Annotated in this window: 15 protein-coding genes; all 15 read left to right on the top strand. The window is 52.5% G+C overall.

The window, feature by feature from the left end; translation table 11 throughout:
• Positions 1 to 17: 17 nt before the first annotated feature.
• On the top strand, positions 18 to 263 hold the full coding sequence (locus tag J2I47_RS24810; protein ID WP_207367318.1) for a hypothetical protein: 246 nt from the start codon (positions 18 to 20) through the stop codon (positions 261 to 263).
• Complete coding sequence (locus J2I47_RS24805; protein ID WP_207367317.1) at positions 242 to 634, top strand: type II toxin-antitoxin system VapC family toxin; 393 nt, start codon at positions 242 to 244, stop codon at positions 632 to 634. Before J2I47_RS24810 ends, J2I47_RS24805 begins: the two co-directional genes overlap by 22 nt.
• A gap of 6 nt (positions 635 to 640) precedes the next feature.
• On the top strand, positions 641 to 1,219 hold the full coding sequence (locus J2I47_RS24800) for an O-methyltransferase (protein WP_207367316.1): 579 nt from the start codon (positions 641 to 643) through the stop codon (positions 1,217 to 1,219).
• A gap of 68 nt (positions 1,220 to 1,287) precedes the next feature.
• Positions 1,288 to 3,048 (top strand): biosynthetic-type acetolactate synthase large subunit, encoded by a 1,761-nt coding sequence (gene ilvB / locus J2I47_RS24795; protein ID WP_207367315.1) that lies wholly within the window; start codon positions 1,288 to 1,290, stop codon positions 3,046 to 3,048.
• Entirely contained in the window at positions 3,045 to 3,578 is a 534-nt protein-coding gene (ilvN, locus tag J2I47_RS24790) for an acetolactate synthase small subunit (protein WP_207367314.1), read from the top strand. Before ilvB ends, ilvN begins: the two co-directional genes overlap by 4 nt.
• Before the next feature lie 11 nt (positions 3,579 to 3,589).
• Positions 3,590 to 4,768 carry a hypothetical protein gene (locus J2I47_RS24785; protein ID WP_207367313.1) on the top strand — a complete coding sequence of 393 codons (1,179 nt, stop codon included), beginning with the start codon at positions 3,590 to 3,592 and terminating at the stop codon, positions 4,766 to 4,768.
• A gap of 45 nt (positions 4,769 to 4,813) precedes the next feature.
• Complete coding sequence (gene ilvC, locus J2I47_RS24780) at positions 4,814 to 5,857, top strand: ketol-acid reductoisomerase (RefSeq protein WP_207367312.1); 1,044 nt, start codon at positions 4,814 to 4,816, stop codon at positions 5,855 to 5,857.
• A gap of 84 nt (positions 5,858 to 5,941) precedes the next feature.
• Positions 5,942 to 7,138, top strand: coding sequence for a hypothetical protein (locus J2I47_RS24775; RefSeq protein ID WP_207367311.1), 1,197 nt, complete (start codon positions 5,942 to 5,944; stop codon positions 7,136 to 7,138).
• A gap of 20 nt (positions 7,139 to 7,158) precedes the next feature.
• Entirely contained in the window at positions 7,159 to 8,061 is a 903-nt protein-coding gene (locus J2I47_RS24770) for a helix-turn-helix transcriptional regulator (RefSeq protein WP_207367310.1), read from the top strand.
• 96 nt (positions 8,062 to 8,157) lie between these two features.
• Positions 8,158 to 9,561, top strand: coding sequence for a 3-isopropylmalate dehydratase large subunit (gene leuC, locus J2I47_RS24765; RefSeq protein WP_207367309.1), 1,404 nt, complete (start codon positions 8,158 to 8,160; stop codon positions 9,559 to 9,561).
• Positions 9,562 to 9,811: 250 nt separating this feature from the next.
• Positions 9,812 to 10,408: a 3-isopropylmalate dehydratase small subunit gene (leuD, locus tag J2I47_RS24760; protein ID WP_207367308.1), complete on the top strand. Its 597-nt coding sequence runs from the start codon at positions 9,812 to 9,814 to the stop codon at positions 10,406 to 10,408.
• A gap of 111 nt (positions 10,409 to 10,519) precedes the next feature.
• Positions 10,520 to 12,043 carry a hydroxymethylglutaryl-CoA lyase-like TIM-barrel protein gene (locus tag J2I47_RS24755; protein ID WP_229374929.1) on the top strand — a complete coding sequence of 508 codons (1,524 nt, stop codon included), beginning with the start codon at positions 10,520 to 10,522 and terminating at the stop codon, positions 12,041 to 12,043.
• A 194-nt stretch (positions 12,044 to 12,237) separates the two neighbouring features.
• Entirely contained in the window at positions 12,238 to 13,308 is a 1,071-nt protein-coding gene (leuB, locus tag J2I47_RS24750) for a 3-isopropylmalate dehydrogenase (RefSeq protein ID WP_207367307.1), read from the top strand.
• A 143-nt stretch (positions 13,309 to 13,451) separates the two neighbouring features.
• Positions 13,452 to 14,042, top strand: coding sequence for a DUF4190 domain-containing protein (locus tag J2I47_RS24745; RefSeq protein WP_207367306.1), 591 nt, complete (start codon positions 13,452 to 13,454; stop codon positions 14,040 to 14,042).
• A 115-nt stretch (positions 14,043 to 14,157) separates the two neighbouring features.
• Positions 14,158 to 15,297, top strand: a complete 1,140-nt coding sequence (locus J2I47_RS24740; protein ID WP_207367305.1) for a 2-isopropylmalate synthase — start codon at positions 14,158 to 14,160, stop codon at positions 15,295 to 15,297.
• The last annotated feature ends 259 nt before the right edge of the window (positions 15,298 to 15,556 follow it).

The raw sequence follows: 15,556 nt of genomic DNA, 5'->3' as shown, positions 1-15,556 counted from the left end.
CGCTAAACGACAAGTATATGAGCATCATCGAACAAACAGTTGAACCCAAAAATGGAGCCGTACATGTGGACGTACCCGCAGAATGGGAAGGTTACGTATTAAAAGTGACCATTGAACGAACCGAGGTAAGAGCCGAAAAGCCAAAAGGCACAGGGATGAGCCGCTTCAGAGGAATTTTTAAAGACATGTCTCCAGAAGAAAGGGAGGATATGGATAAACAACTTACGGAATTACGTAACGAATGGGAGCGACCTATCTCATAGATACAAATGTTGTCTCTAAATACTTTGACGAGGCGCTTCCAGAGTGGGCGTTAGTATTGCTGGATGAAGCTTTAGAAAAAGAGCCTGCACAGCTATCTGTGATTACTCGAATTGAATTGAAGGTGTATAGACCATTATTGATACAAAGAGAGCAACAGATTCAAGCATTCATCGAAGCATCAACGGTGCTGCCACTGTCTGAACCCATCATCCAGCAGACCATCAAACTACGTCGCCATTACAAAGGCCTGAAGCTGCCCGATGCCATTATTGCTGCGACAGCTATGGTCAATGACTTTACTTTGCCCTCAACGAATAACATTGATTTCCAGCGCATTACCAACTTGAAATATAAAAGCTTGTCTAACTAATTCCGCATGTTCACCGACGTGATCCATACATTACCAGAAGGGTTTGCGGCCATTGAAACAGCCAGCAAAGCCATTCGCTTTTCCATGCCTTCCGATCTGCAGACGGGGGCGTTGCTGAAAGCGTTGGTGGGGTCAAAGCCGGGGACGCGGGTATTGGAACTGGGTACCGGAACAGGCCTCGCTACGGCATGGATCCTGGCCGGGATGGATGCCCAATCGACACTGATTTCAATTGATAACGACGCGAAGTACCAGGCTGTCGCCGATAACATTTTGGGCGACGATGCCCGGCTGCAACTACTCTGCACCGACGCTGGCGCCTGGCTGGAAACGGCTCAGGAGCAAGAGTTTGATTTAATTTTTGCGGATGCCTGGCCTGGCAAATACGCCAACCTCACGGCTACGCTGAATAGGCTGAAAACGGGTGGAATGTACATCATCGACGATATGCTGCCCCAACCCAACTGGCCCGACGGCCACGGCGACAACGTAGACAAGCTGGTGGCTGAGTTAGAAACCCGCGACGATTTGCATACCGTCAGGCTGGCCTGGTCGACGGGAATTTTGATTGCCACGAAGAAATGATCAATCTGTCGGGGCCTGCCCGAACGGAACAACATACGAACTGAACAGTACCAAACGCACCAACGCCTATGCAAGCGATTAGCGTAATGCCCGAACTGGAGTCCACTGTAGAACCGCAAGAAGTCATGGTTCCTCCCCAACTGCTGTCGGGGTCGCAGGCCCTGATGGAAAGCCTCGTTGCCGAGGGAGTCGACACCATTTTTGGATACCCCGGCGGAGCCATTATGCCCGTCTATGATGCCCTTTATGACTTTCAGGAGCAGATAAATCACATTTTGGTGCGTCACGAGCAGGGGGCGGGTCATGCGGCACAGGGGTATGCCCGGATGCAGGGCCGTGCAGGCGTTTGTCTTGTCACCTCCGGACCGGGGGCAACTAACCTCGTCACCGCTATTGCCGATGCGCAGATCGATTCTACGCCCCTGGTGTGCATTGTGGGGCAGGTGGCGAAGAAACTACTGGGTACCGACGCTTTCCAGGAGGCCGACGTAATGGGCGTAACGATGCCCATTACCAAGTGGAACTACCAGATTACCAGTGCCGACGAAGTGCCGGAGATCATCGCCAAAGCCTTCTACATTGCGCAGGCGGGCCGCCCCGGTCCGGTACTGATTGACATGACCAAATCAGCACAGATAGAGTTGATGACGCGGCCTTATGTCTACGAGAAGTGCCAGAACATCATCAGCTACCGTCCCCGTTTAGCCCCCAAGATGGAGCAGCTTGAAGCAGCGGCGAAGCTGATCAACGAAGCAAAACGGCCTTACATCTTTGCGGGGCATGGGGTGCAGATCAGTAAGGCCGAAACCGACTTGCTGGCCTTCGCCGAAAAAACGGGCATCCCTGTTGCTACCACGCTGCTGGGCCAATCGACCATTCCGACAAACCACCCCAACCACGTAGGTTGGCTGGGTATGCACGGCAACTACGGACCCAACGTGCTTACTGATCAGGCCGACGTGATCATTGCCATTGGTATGCGTTTCGACGACCGTGTTACCGGCGATGCCAGCAAATTCATCCGACAGGCCAAGGTGGTGCACATCGAAATTGACCCCTCGGAGATTGACAAGATCATCAAGGCTCACGCTCCTGTTGTTGGCGACGCCAAAGAAGTGTTGAAAGCTTTACTACCTCTGGTAGATAAGAACGACCACACGATCTGGCGGAATGAGTTTCGTAAATATGATCTCATTGAAAACGAAACCATTACAACGCCTGAATTGAGCGGAGATACCGAAAAAATAAAGATGGCCGAAGTAATCGACCTGCTGTCGCGGAAGACCAACGGCGAGGCTGTATTGGTAACCGATGTAGGGCAACACCAGATGATGGCGTCGCGGTATTACCAGTTTCGGCGAAAAAACAGCTTGGTTACGTCGGGTGGCATGGGAACCATGGGCTTTGCCCTACCCGCTGCTTTCGGGGCACAAGTAGCAGCACCCGACCGGCAGGTGGTGGCCATCATCGGCGACGGCTGTTTCCAGATGACATTGCAGGAACTAGGCACCATTGTGCAGAATAAGCAACCGGTGAAAGCCATTATTCTGAACAACAATTTTCTGGGCATGGTCCGACAGTGGCAGCAGCTTTTCCACAGTCGTCGCTACTCATTTGTGGAATTACAGAACCCAAATTTTGTCATGATTGCCAAGGGTTTTGGTATGGAAGGCCACACCTGTAACGAACGCAAGACGCTCTCCGATTCGCTTGATCAGATGCTGGCCCACGATGGGCCGTATCTGCTGGAAGTGATTGTGGAAAAAGAAGAAAACGTATTTCCCATGGTGCCTGCCGGGGCATCAGTGGCGCAAATCAGATTGAAATGACCACCTACACCATCTGCATTTTCACGGGTAACACCATCGGGCTGCTGAACCGGATTACGATCATTTTCACCCGGCGGCGAATCAACATTGAAAGCCTCACCGTGTCAGAAACGGAGCGCCATGGCGTGTCACGGTTTACGATTGTCATTAAGCACGAATCGCGCGATGAGGTAGAAAAGATCGTACGACAGATTCGCAAAATAGTGGAAGTGCTAGCCGTGTTTGGCTACCTCAACGACGAAATTGTCTACAACGAAATTGCACTCTTCAAAATATCGACGCCACTGGGCAGCAAACCCCTTGACGTGGAAACGATCAACAAGCATCACAAAGCCTGGGTCGTGTATTGGGGACTTGATTATGTCGTGATCGAAAAGACGGGCAACGAAACTGATATCTTTGCCTTTTTTGACTACCTACGGCAATACGAGATCCTTGAGTTTGTACGCTCGGGTCGGGTGGCCGTGGGTAAAACCGAAAAGGGTCTGGTCGAATACCTCCCCGAAGCCGACTGGGCCTATACCCTCTGATTATCACGCGAATGCCTACCCCAACATCCACCGTTTCACCACCCTCGTCTTCGTTGTTTACCAACCAGTTAGCCCGTATTCACAGGCTGGTTGACCATTGGTTGCAGGGCGATGGCTGGTTGTGGAAAGTAGTATTGCTGGGCTTGCTAACTCCGGTCGTGTTTCTGCCTACGCATTCCGGCCTCTGGAATCTGCCAACAGAATACTGGGCGGCTTTTCAAACGAAATTCTATTTCTGGGACACGATTGAAGACCAGATTATCCACCCGTTGCGGCCCATCATTTGTTACGACGAAAACCCGGGCTGCCACGAAGACAAAATGGTGTTCCGGCTGTTTTTGCCTGCACTCCTGGCCCTTGTTCGCAGCCGGGTGGCCGTTTATGCTGTGCAACTGCTTTGCTGGCCCGTTTTCCTTTACCTCCTTGCCCGCGAAACCGAGCAATTAACCCACAGCCGGTCAGTAGCGCTCTACCTGACGCTGTCTGTTATGGGCCTCTACATCGGTGGGGCGTTTCCTTTCGATTTTATTATTTGTGGCGATGCCTTCGCTTATTTTTTCCTGCTGGTGGCGGCCGTCAATCGAAACCGCTTTATCCTGCTAATTAGCTTATTTTTAGCCTATTGGGTCGACGAACGGTCACTGATTAATTCAGTGTATGTCCTGATTTATCGGTGTCTGGTAGTTGCGGATGACCAGCCTCTGTTTGGGCGGCAAAATGTGCTTACCGCGCTAACCCTGCTCAGTAGCTGGGTCCTGTATCTGAGCCTGCGGTTTGGGCTGGGCTATCTCTACCACGTGGAAACGCCCACAAGCAGCGCGGGTATTGCTTTCGTCACTACGCTACCTCTATTAACGCATTTGCTCAAGTTGGTTCGTTCCTACGAATTACTGTGGGCCCTGGTCGCGGTGGGCCTGTGGGGGCTATGGCAACAACGACAAATACTCCTGCTGGTCAGTACGTTAGCTGCGCTGACCGTGTCAATGGCCGTGTCAATTATGGTGGCCGATACCAGCCGGAGTATGGGCTACGGCCTGGTGCTCTTCCTGATCGTACTAACCCCGGCACTAGCTCAGCTGCGGCTTCCGCGGTTGCAACACCTGCTGCTGATCACGGCCCTGTTTTGTGTGTTTTTCCCCACACGCTACCTGCTGCTATATCGCCCCGAAATTATGTATCTGTTTGAATAACAACCTAGTATATCTTCTTACCAATTTCAATAATCAAGTAATCCAATGGCACAAATCAACTTTGGCGGAACCGTCGAGAACGTCGTTACCCGCGAAGAATTTCCTCTCGAAAAAGCCTTAGACACGCTTAAGAACGAAACCATCGCTGTTATTGGCTACGGTGTACAAGGTCCCGGACAGTCGCTGAACATGCGCGAAAATGGCTTCAATGTCATTGTAGGACAGCGTAAAGGCAAAACCTACGACAAGGCCGTGGCCGACGGCTGGGTTCCCGGCGAAACCCTGTTCGAGATAGAAGAAGCACTGGAAAAAGGAACAATTATTTGCTTCCTGTTGTCAGACGCTGCCCAGATTGAGTTGTGGCCCACGGTGAAAGCCGTCCTGAAACCAGGTAAATCGTTGTACTTCTCGCACGGTTTCGGCGTGACCTACAAAGAAAAAACGGGCATTGTTCCCCCTCCCGACGTCGACGTATTCCTGGTTGCTCCCAAAGGGTCGGGCACGTCGTTGCGGCGGTTATTTGTCGAAGGAAAAGGCCTGAATTCCAGCTTTGCCGTGTATCAGGATGCCAGCGGCAATGCCCGTAACAAATGCATCGCTATGGGTATCGGCGTAGGATCGGGCTACCTGTTCGAAACTGATTTTTACAAGGAAGTAACGTCTGACCTAACCGGCGAACGGGGTACGCTAATGGGCGCTATCCAGGGCATCTTTGCCGCACAATATGAAGTGCTCCGTGCTAACGGACACAGCCCATCGGAGGCATTTAACGAAACGGTAGAAGAGCTAACGCAGTCACTAATGCCGCTAGTGGCTGAAAACGGCATGGACTGGATGTACGCTAACTGTTCGACTACGGCCCAACGCGGTGCCCTCGACTGGTGGAAGCCCTTCCGTGATGCCACCAAGCCTGTTTTCGAGCAGCTTTATAACTCGGTGAAAACTCAGGAGCAGGCCGAAATCAGCATCACCCGTAACTCACAACCCGACTACCGCGAGAAGCTGGAAGTAGAACTGGCCGAGTTGCGCGAATCGGAAATGTGGCAAGCTGGTGCCGCCGTCCGCAACCTGCGGCCCGAGCGCAACTAGGCTGTTTAGTGAATCACAAACGGATAGCGGGCTGGTGAGGTTTTCGATCACATCGTAACTTCACCACTCGCTATTTGTTTATCAATGCCCACCAACACACCACCTCTCCCCCGCCGCTCGTTTACTGTTCTGCTTATTAGCCTCGATAGAGTACTCGAAAGTTGGTTGTCGGGCCGGTACTGGCAATGGCGCGTGGTCTGGAGTTGCCTGCTGTTTTCGGTGGTGCACATGGTGGTGACTAACCCCAGCTGCCTATGGTTTTACCAGGGCTTTTTTAATACGCTACGCGCCGGTCAGGAATTCGATTCGTATAATACGGTGAAGGGTCAGGCCGATACTTTTTTCACCGACCTGGGTCTGTCGCATTTCAAGGCTTACCTCTACGATTCGCAGAGCCATATGGCCAAAATGCGTTTTCGGCTGTTCCTGCCCGCCTTGGTTGCTACGTTCCGCCTCTCGTCGGTAAGCCTCACTATTTGGCTTATTCAATTACTACTGAGCGGCGTTTTTATGTTAATCGTTACTCGCTTAGCCTTTCGCCTTACCACCGACCGGGCAAGTTCATTTCTGTTTGCGCTGGCGATTTCGCTAGTATACCCGCTACGGTCGGCCTGGCTGGATATGACGGCCTACGGCGATTTTTTCGCGTATCTGTTTCTGCTCATTGCCATCTACACGCGCAACCCATTGGTAGTACTTCTGAGCCTGCAAGCTGCCTTCTGGACCGATGAACGGGCCATTCCCGGGGCTGGCTTCGTGCTGCTCTGGCACATATTCACCACTCGTAATGAGCCAACAACGTACCGCCTTACGGGTGCACAGGTAGCCGTGTTACTCAGCGGTTTACTTTATCTACTATTGCGCTACTGGATTAGTATGCAGTTTGCGCTGCCCCCCGTTGACGGTGCTTTTTGGCAAGAGTTCAAGTCCATTTATTATGAAAACGCCAAGGTTTTCGGCTTCAAAGTGTGGAGTGGTTTTCAGGGTGGATGGCTACTGGTTGGCTTGTCGGCCCTGTTACTAGTTTACAACCACCGCTATGTAGATGCTGTCCTGTTACTGGGCCTGTTGTTTGTTACAATTAACCTTAGCTTCATTGTCGGCGACGTAAACCGGGCTATTTCCTACAGCTACATAGCGCTGTTTTGTGCCCTGCTGTTCCTCGTTCAATTCACTACCAGAATCGAATTGCGACGGGTACTACTTGTCCTCGTTTGCAGTTTGCTCATTAGCCCATTACCAAACCGCTTACGTATCCTAAACGGGATTCCACTAATGTAAGCCATCGATAACTAGCAGCTATGCTTCGCGTTCCATCCTCCATTCAGACCAGTCAGTTCGAGATGCTGAGCATACGACGAGCTGATGAGTTGCGGGCTGACGGGTCGCGGTCCGACGGGTCGGAGATGACGTTTGTGGCCTACCGAAGTGACGTGTACCCTGCCCGGAATGAAATTTTTTTCGAGGAACACGCCGTGGTGGTGGTGTTGGAAGGTGAGAAGAAGTTCAGTTCGCCGACGCAGGAGTTACACGTACACAAAGGGCAGGTACTCTTCTTTCAGCGGGGATGCTATTCCATGAACGAGTCTATCGACGCCAATTACCGGAGTCTGGTATTTTTTATGAATGAAAAGATGCTGAAAGAGTTTGTGGGTCAGCACCTTAGCCTTTTTAAAGCCGCCTCGCCCCCGCCCCCCGCCGATTTGATTCTGTCGATGAGCGCCTCGCCCACGTTCGTGACCTTTACTCAATCATTGCTGGCGTATTTCGGAGGGAAATCGCCCTACCTGAATGAGTTGCTGCGGCTCAAATTCCAGGAGTTACTGCTTCACCTACTCGAACTCGACGCCAAAGCCACGCCCGCCGGGCAGCTACAAACCATTTTGCTCCAAATCTACCAGGGCCAAAAAGCCGACCTTGACTACCTCATGAGCACATATCTACTCAAACCCTTATCCATGAGCGAGTTAGCCCGACTTTCGGGCCGAAGTCTGTCGGCGTTCAAGCGCGATTTTGAGGAACACTTTCACATGCCACCCGGCCAATGGATTCGCCACAAACGCCTGGAACATGCTCAATTTATGCTCCGCAACACGCCTAAAAACGTCTCGGAAGTCAGTATGGAAATAGGCTACGAAAGCGTATCGCACTTTATCAAGGCCTATAAACAGCAATACGGTTTTACACCCAAACAAGCTGTCTGAACCAAAATCGCTATTTACTGGACGAATGGCGGGATGCGCACATTGAGGCAAAGGCACACCTTTGTTCTATCGAATCTAATTCCCTCATTTTAGCCCATGCCAACCCCCAATACACTCTTCGACAAAGTCTGGGATGCGCACGTGATCCGGCACATCGATGACGGTCCCGACGTGTTTTTTATTGACCGTCATTTTATTCACGAGGTTACCAGCCCGGTGGCGTTTTTGGGTCTGGAAGGCCGTAACGCCCCCGTACTGTTCTCGGAACGGACCTTTGCCACCGCCGACCATAACACCCCAACCCTCAACCAGCACCTGCCCGTAGCCGATCCGCTGTCGGCTAACCAACTGGACGCGCTGGAACGCAACAGCGCCAAATACCATATCTCGCATTGGGGGCTAGGCCATCAAAAGAACGGTATTGTCCATGTGGTAGGGCCAGAAAACGGCATTACGCTGCCCGGCATGACCATCGTTTGTGGCGACTCGCACACCTCTACACACGGAGCGTTTGGGGCCATCGCGTTTGGCATCGGTACATCGGAGGTGGAGATGGTTTTGGCAACGCAGTGCATTATGCAGCCCAAGCCCAAAAAGATGCGGATTTCGGTCAACGGGACGCTGGGTAAAGGCGTGGTGCCGAAAGATGTGGCCCTCTACATCATCTCACAGATTTCGGCCAGTGGCGCCACGGGCTACTTCGTGGAATATGCCGGCGACGTATTCCGTACGATGAGCATGGAAGGCCGCATGACGGTCTGCAACATGAGCATCGAAATGGGCGCGCGGGGCGGCATGGTTGCTCCCGACCAAACCACGCTGGCGTACCTGAAAGGCCGTGATCTTGCGCCGCAGGGCGAGGCCTGGGATAAACTTGTTCCTTATTGGGAAAGTCTTAAAACAGACGATGGGGCCACATTCGATGTCGATATGACGTTCGACGCGGCTGCTATTGAACCCCAGATCACCTACGGTACCAACCCGGGTATGGGTACGGGTGTAACCCGGCAGATTCCGACCGCCGCCGATCAGGCCGACGGCGACGCGAGCTATCAGAAGTCGCTGGCCTACATGGGTTTCGCCGAAAACGAATCCATGATCGGTAAGCCCATCGACTTTGTCTTTCTCGGAAGCTGCACCAACGGGCGCATCGAAGATTTCCGGGCGTTTGCCTCAATCGTGAAAGGTCGCCGCAAAGCCGACAACGTCACAGCCTGGCTCGTGCCGGGATCGCACATTGTAGAGTCGCAGATCAAAGCGGAGGGTATTCTCGACGTGTTAACCGAAGCTGGTTTTGCCCTCCGTCAGCCGGGTTGTTCGGCTTGTCTGGCCATGAACGAAGACAAGATTCCGGCGGGCAAATATGCCGTATCGACCTCCAACCGCAATTTCGAAGGCCGGCAAGGTCCAGGGGCACGTACCCTCCTGGCCAGTCCCCTCGTTGCCGCTGCCGCCGCCGTGACGGGCGTGGTGACAGACCCGCGCGAGTTTTTGAATTGAGTTTGATCGAGTTTAAAGTGGCTTTGCTAGTTGGCTTCGCGAGTCGTGCCCTTCGACTAGGCGTCCCCGACAGGCTCAGGGTGACAGGGAAGTTGAATCAACAACCTGAACTGCATTAGATAGCCTGTCACCCTGAGCCTGTCGGGGACGCCTAGTCGAAGGGCACGATGCGCGAAGCCACACCAGAGCGCGAAGCCACTTTAAACGTTAGACATTGAACCTTAAACACTAACCCTCTTCCACCCAAACTATGGCTTACGACAATTTCACCATACTCCGTTCTACTGCCGTTCCGATGCCCATCGAAAATGTGGATACGGACCAGATTATCCCCGCACGCTTTCTGAAAGCGACGGAACGCAAAGGCTTTGGCGACAACCTCTTCCGCGACTGGCGCTACAACACCGACGGATCGCCCAAGGCTGATTTCGTACTGAATGATCCGACTTACTCTGGAAAGATTCTTGTTGGAGGCAAAAACTTTGGGAGTGGATCGAGCCGCGAACACGCCGCCTGGGCTATTTATGATTATGGATTCCGGTGCGTCGTATCCAGTTTTTTCGCTGATATTTTCAAAGGTAACTCGCTGAATATTGGTATTTTACCGGTACAGGTCAGCCCCGAATTCCTGGAACGCATCTTCGCCGCCATTGAAGCCGATCCAGCCACCGAACTGGAAGTGAACCTGCCCGAACAGACCATTACGCTCTTGACCACCGGCGAAAGTGAAACCTTCGCCATTAACGGCTATAAGAAAAACAACCTCCTCAACGGCTACGACGACATCGATTACCTGCTGTCGATGAAAGACGAGATTGTTCAGTTCGCCGACGCGAGACCGTTTTAACTAAATGGTGAAGGGTGAGTGGTAAACGGTGAGTTTGCTGATGCGGGCTATAGTTGGTTTCGCGCCAGCAAACTCACCGTTTACCACTTACCCTTCCACCACTACCTCCTCATGCCCACCCGCCGCTACATTGAAGTTATGGACACAACCCTCCGCGATGGTGAACAGACCAGCGGGGTGTCTTTTTCGGCCTCCGAGAAGCTGGCCCTGGCGCAGCTGCTACTCACCGAAGTCAAAGTAGACCGGGTAGAGGTGGCGTCGGCGCGGGTATCGGCGGGTGAGCTGGAAGCCGTGCAGCAGATTACACGCTGGGCTACTGGTGCGGGCATGCTCGACAAGATCGAGGTGCTTACATTCGTCGACGGTCATGCCTCGCTCGACTGGATGCGGGCGTCGGGTGCCAGGGTGATGAACCTGCTCACAAAGGGGTCGCTGAATCACCTCACGCACCAGCTTAAGAAAACTCCCGAGGCCCATTTTGCCGATATTCAGCAGATCATTTCCTGCGCTCAAACCTCTGACTTACAGGTCAATGTGTATCTGGAGGACTGGAGCAACGGCATGCGTAATTCGCCGGAATATGTATTGCAGTACCTGGACTTTTTGCAGACGCAACCTATCCGCAGGGTGCTGCTGCCCGACACCCTGGGCGTGCTTACCCCCGCCGAAAGCTACAGCTTTGTGCGGGAGTTGGTAGATCGTTACCCCAAGCTGCATATCGACTTTCACGCACACAACGACTATGACCTCGGGGTAGCCAACGTGATGGAAGCCGTACGGGCTGGTGCACATGGCGTTCACCTAACCGTCAACGGATTAGGTGAACGGGCGGGTAATGCGCCGCTGGCGAGTACCCTGGCCGCTCTCCGCGATTTTATGCCCAACCTGCGTATGGGCGTGGCCGAAAAGTCGCTGTATCAGGTCAGTAAGATTGTCGAAACGTTTTCGGGGCTGCGAATTCCCGACAATAAACCCGTAGTAGGCGACAACGTATTTACCCAAACGGCGGGTATCCACGCCGACGGTGACAAAAAGAACAACCTGTATTTCAACGCATTACTACCCGAACGCTTTGGTCGAAAACGCTCTTACGCGTTGGGTAAAATGTCGGGGAAGGCCAACATTGAGAATAACCTCCGCGAATTAGGAATTCAACTGTCGGACGATGATTTGAAGAAAGTCACAGACCGGGTTATTGAGTTGGGCGATCTGAAAGAGGCCGTCACGCGTGAAGACCTGCCTTATGTAATGGCCGACGTGCTGCACAACACGACTGTTATGGCGCGGGTAGAGGTATTAAATTACGTGCTGACGCACTCGAAAGACCTGAAGCCCTCGGCCACACTGCGGGTACGTATCGACGAGGAGCTATTTGAAGAAAGTGCTCAGGGCGACGGGCAGTACGATGCCTTTATGAACGCCTTGAAGAAGGTGTATAGCCACAAAAAGAAGACGCTACCCGACCTGATCGACTATGCCGTGCGGATCCCAACCGGTGGTCGGACCGATGCCCTTTGCGAAACAATCATTACCTGGAAATCGAAAAAGCACGAGTTTAAAACCCGTGGCCTCGACTCCGACCAAACCGTGTCTGCCATCAAGGCGACGCAGAAAATGCTGAATACACTGGAATGAAAAATGGGAACGTGGATTGAGCGGATTGGCGCAGATTTTTTGGACAGGATTTGCAGGATTTATGCAGGATTGACAAGATTATCCCTTTGCTTCCGAGCATCTTAAAAATCTTGTAAATCCTGTAAAAATCCTGAAATCCTGTCCAAAAAATCTGCGTCAATCCGCTCAATCCACGTTCCCATGTCAACTGAATCATGCAAAAACACATCCTCATAGTCCCCGGCGACGGTATCGGGGCGGAAGTAACAGCCGTTGGCAAGCAGGTTCTGGAAGCCATTGCCGCCAAATTCAACCATCAGTTCACCTACGACGAGGCCCTGATTGGGCATGTAGCCATTGAGGCGACCGGCTCGGCCCTGCCCAACGAGACATTAACCAAAATGCGCGCCGCCGATGCTGTGCTGTTTGGCGCCGTGGGCCACCCCAAATACGACAACGATCCCTCGGCCAAAGTACGGCCTGAGCAGGGCCTGTTGCAGATGCGGAAAGAGCTTGGCCTTTATGCTAACCTCCGCCCTATCAAGCTGTTCGACGAACTGCTCGAAGCCTCCAGCATTAAGCCGGAGATTCTGCGTGGGGCTGACATTCTCTTTTTCCGCGAACTGACCGGCGACGTCTATTTCGGCGAAAAGAAACGCTCGGAAGATCGCAACATGGCGTCGGATTTGATGGTGTACCAGCGCTACGAGATTGAACGCATTGCGGTGAAAGCTTATGAAGCCGCCCGCACCCGTCGGGGTAAATTGTGTTCTGTAGACAAAGCTAACGTGCTGGAAAGCAGTCGCCTATGGCGCGAAGTAGTACAGGAAGTAGCCCTCCGTTATCCAGATGTAGAGACAGAGCATCAGTTCGTTGACGCAGCAGCGATGTTATTGATCAAAGACCCCAAAAAGTTCGACGTGGTCGTAACGGGTAATCTTTTCGGCGACATCCTGACCGACGAAGCCTCACAGATTGCCGGGTCGATGGGGATGCTGGCTTCTGCGTCAGTCGGCGACAGCACGGGCGTGTATGAACCCATCCACGGATCGGCGCACGACATCACGGGCAAAGGCGTTGCTAACCCATTGGCGTCGGTACTGTCGGTGGCGTTGCTGCTCGACATTTCGTTCGGCCTAAAAGCTGAATCTGAAGCTGTCATTGCCGCCGTCGATGCCGTGCTCAAGGCTGGATACCGTACCCGCGACATTGCCAATGCCAATACTCCCGCCGATAAGCTGTTGGGTACGTACCAAATGGGTGAGCAAGTGTTAAGGCATTTATAAATACTAGGCGATTAGCGTGGCCCAGAAGGGCAAACAGTTACGAGACGGGTCATTGTTGGTGGAGATTGTACAGACAACTCACCAACGATGACCCGTTTTCATTTAATTGCGGATAAACCTCTCACAATCACTACAAAAGCACTATGAATTCAACTCTATTACGACTTCTCGTTTGCCTGTTTGCCAGCTACCTGCTCACGGCTTGTCAGGCAAACCAATACGGATTTTTTCAGGCATCAAACACGGTTCATCATACAACTGAGCAGCCTGATAATGAGTCGATTGCTCAGGTTAACCAAAATCCTGTGCAAGACTCTGTTCAGCAGTCTGCCTCAGCTACTGCTGATACGGCAATGGCTATTCCTCATAGTACTTCACCAGCCCAGGTTACGCGCAAAGCAGAAAACAGGCCATCCGGAAAAGCTATACGCTCAGCACTGCGGGCTACGCACAAACAGTATCAGGCCAAACCAGTTGAGAGCACGACCAACGGATTAGCGACAGCGTCTTTCTTTGCTGGGTTACTGGCAATGATCTTACTGTTCGTGCCGGGCGTGAATGTCATAACCATTGTATTAGGTCCGTTGGCCCTGATTCTGGGGATTGTATCCTTTGGACAAATTAGGCGAAAGGGACAGAGGGGATTGGGTTTGGGTATAGCTGGTACTGTGTTGGGAGGCGTATACATTTTGCTTGTCCTGTTTGTAATAGCTGCGCTTTCTGGTTACCGCTAATAACTAGCTGTCAGGGTAGTTGCGTAAAAATTACACGACCTACCCGTTTATAAATTCAGTGAAGCGTCTATTTTTGTAGTGAAATTTCGCTAAGCGCGGTATTTCACTACAAACTATGGCCAACCGGATATACATTTTCGACACGACTCTTCGCGACGGTGAGCAAGTGCCTGGCTGTCAACTGACAACAAACGAAAAGGTGCAGGTAGCCCTTGAGTTAGAGCGATTAGGCGTTGATGTGATCGAAGCAGGTTTCCCAATTTCGAGTCCCGGTGATTTTCGGTCGGTGGTCGAGATTGCAAAAGCCGTAACCAACCCTACAGTTTGTGCCCTATCACGGGCCGTTGCTGGTGATATCGACGCGGCGGGTGAGGCGCTTAAACACGCTAAGCGGGGCCGGATCCATACCGGCATTGGCGCGTCGGATATTCACATTCGGAACAAGTTCAGCAGCACCCGCGAGGCCATTCTGGAACAGGCTGTTCGCGCTGTGAAGCATGCCCGGACGTACGTAGATGACGTAGAATTCTACGCCGAAGATGCGGGCCGCGCTAACCTCGATTTCCTTTGTCGCCTCACCGAAGCTGTCATCAAAGCCGGAGCTACGGTGGTCAACATTCCCGACACAACAGGCTATTGCCTGCCCGGTGAATACGGCGAGAAGATCAAACATATTTATAACTGCGTACCTAACGTCGATAAAGCCACCATCTCGATTCACTGCCATAACGACCTGGGCCTGGCAACAGCCAACTCCTTGTCGGGCATTATGAACGGAGCACGGCAAATTGAATGCACGATCAACGGCATTGGCGAACGGGCAGGCAATACCTCGCTCGAAGAAGTGGTGATGGCTATGAACGTGCATAAAGAACTTGGCTTCGAAACGGGTATCGACACCACGCGGCTATATCCGGTGAGTCAGTTGGTATCGGGCCTGATGCGGATGCCGGTACAGGCCAACAAAGCCATTGTGGGCCGTAATGCCTTTGCCCACTCATCAGGCATTCATCAGGACGGCCACCTGAAGCATACCGAGAATTACGAGATCATGAATCCGCTCGACGTGGGTGTCGACAAATCGCTGATCATCCTAACCGCCCGCTCTGGTCGCCATGCCCTGAAACACCGCCTCGAACTATTAGGCTACCGGTACGACAGACCCACCCTCGACACCATCTACACCCGTTTCCTCGACATGGCCGACGTTCGTAAAGAGGTGAATGACAAGGACTTGATGGAGTTGGTTAGATAACATTTAAGCTGAGCCTCCGCTATGTAGCGGAGGCTTTTTGTTTTTATGTGCCTGTTGCTACACGCTACTGACAGAAGTCTGTTATTGAAGGCGCTATAACGGTTATAAATTGCCCAATTACCTCATGGTCAGATCAGGCAGACCGCCCCATGATTGACGAGGCAATTAAGGCCCCTCAGCAAATTTTCGCTGACGGTAGAGGCCCCCGTTACCTGCATCGGCAGGCTCTTCGGACTAATGACGAGCTATCCCAGCTAGG

It is taken from the genome of Fibrella rubiginis (genome assembly GCF_017353185.1).
Lineage (GTDB): Bacteria > Bacteroidota > Bacteroidia > Cytophagales > Spirosomataceae > Fibrella > Fibrella rubiginis.
Note: the sequence above shows the minus strand (reverse complement) of the source record. Positions and strands in the feature narration are given on the sequence as shown.

Excerpts from the sequence above, each read along its gene's own strand:
- J2I47_RS24740 (WP_207367305.1), top strand. The coding sequence starts at position 14,158 with ATGGCCAACCGGATATACATTTTCGACACGACTCTTCGCGACGGTGAG.
- ilvB (WP_207367315.1), top strand. The coding sequence starts at position 1,288 with ATGCAAGCGATTAGCGTAATGCCCGAACTGGAGTCCACTGTAGAACCG.
- J2I47_RS24800 (WP_207367316.1), top strand. The coding sequence starts at position 641 with ATGTTCACCGACGTGATCCATACATTACCAGAAGGGTTTGCGGCCATT.
- J2I47_RS24775 (WP_207367311.1), top strand. The coding sequence starts at position 5,942 with ATGCCCACCAACACACCACCTCTCCCCCGCCGCTCGTTTACTGTTCTG.
- J2I47_RS24755 (WP_229374929.1), top strand. The coding sequence starts at position 10,520 with ATGCCCACCCGCCGCTACATTGAAGTTATGGACACAACCCTCCGCGAT.
- leuD (WP_207367308.1), top strand. The coding sequence starts at position 9,812 with ATGGCTTACGACAATTTCACCATACTCCGTTCTACTGCCGTTCCGATG.
- leuC (WP_207367309.1), top strand. The coding sequence starts at position 8,158 with ATGCCAACCCCCAATACACTCTTCGACAAAGTCTGGGATGCGCACGTG.
- J2I47_RS24745 (WP_207367306.1), top strand. The coding sequence starts at position 13,452 with ATGAATTCAACTCTATTACGACTTCTCGTTTGCCTGTTTGCCAGCTAC.
- leuB (WP_207367307.1), top strand. The coding sequence starts at position 12,238 with ATGCAAAAACACATCCTCATAGTCCCCGGCGACGGTATCGGGGCGGAA.
- J2I47_RS24785 (WP_207367313.1), top strand. The coding sequence starts at position 3,590 with ATGCCTACCCCAACATCCACCGTTTCACCACCCTCGTCTTCGTTGTTT.
- J2I47_RS24810 (WP_207367318.1), top strand. The coding sequence starts at position 18 with ATGAGCATCATCGAACAAACAGTTGAACCCAAAAATGGAGCCGTACAT.
- ilvC (WP_207367312.1), top strand. The coding sequence starts at position 4,814 with ATGGCACAAATCAACTTTGGCGGAACCGTCGAGAACGTCGTTACCCGC.
- ilvN (WP_207367314.1), top strand. The coding sequence starts at position 3,045 with ATGACCACCTACACCATCTGCATTTTCACGGGTAACACCATCGGGCTG.
- J2I47_RS24805 (WP_207367317.1), top strand. The coding sequence starts at position 242 with ATGGGAGCGACCTATCTCATAGATACAAATGTTGTCTCTAAATACTTT.
- J2I47_RS24770 (WP_207367310.1), top strand. The coding sequence starts at position 7,159 with ATGCTTCGCGTTCCATCCTCCATTCAGACCAGTCAGTTCGAGATGCTG.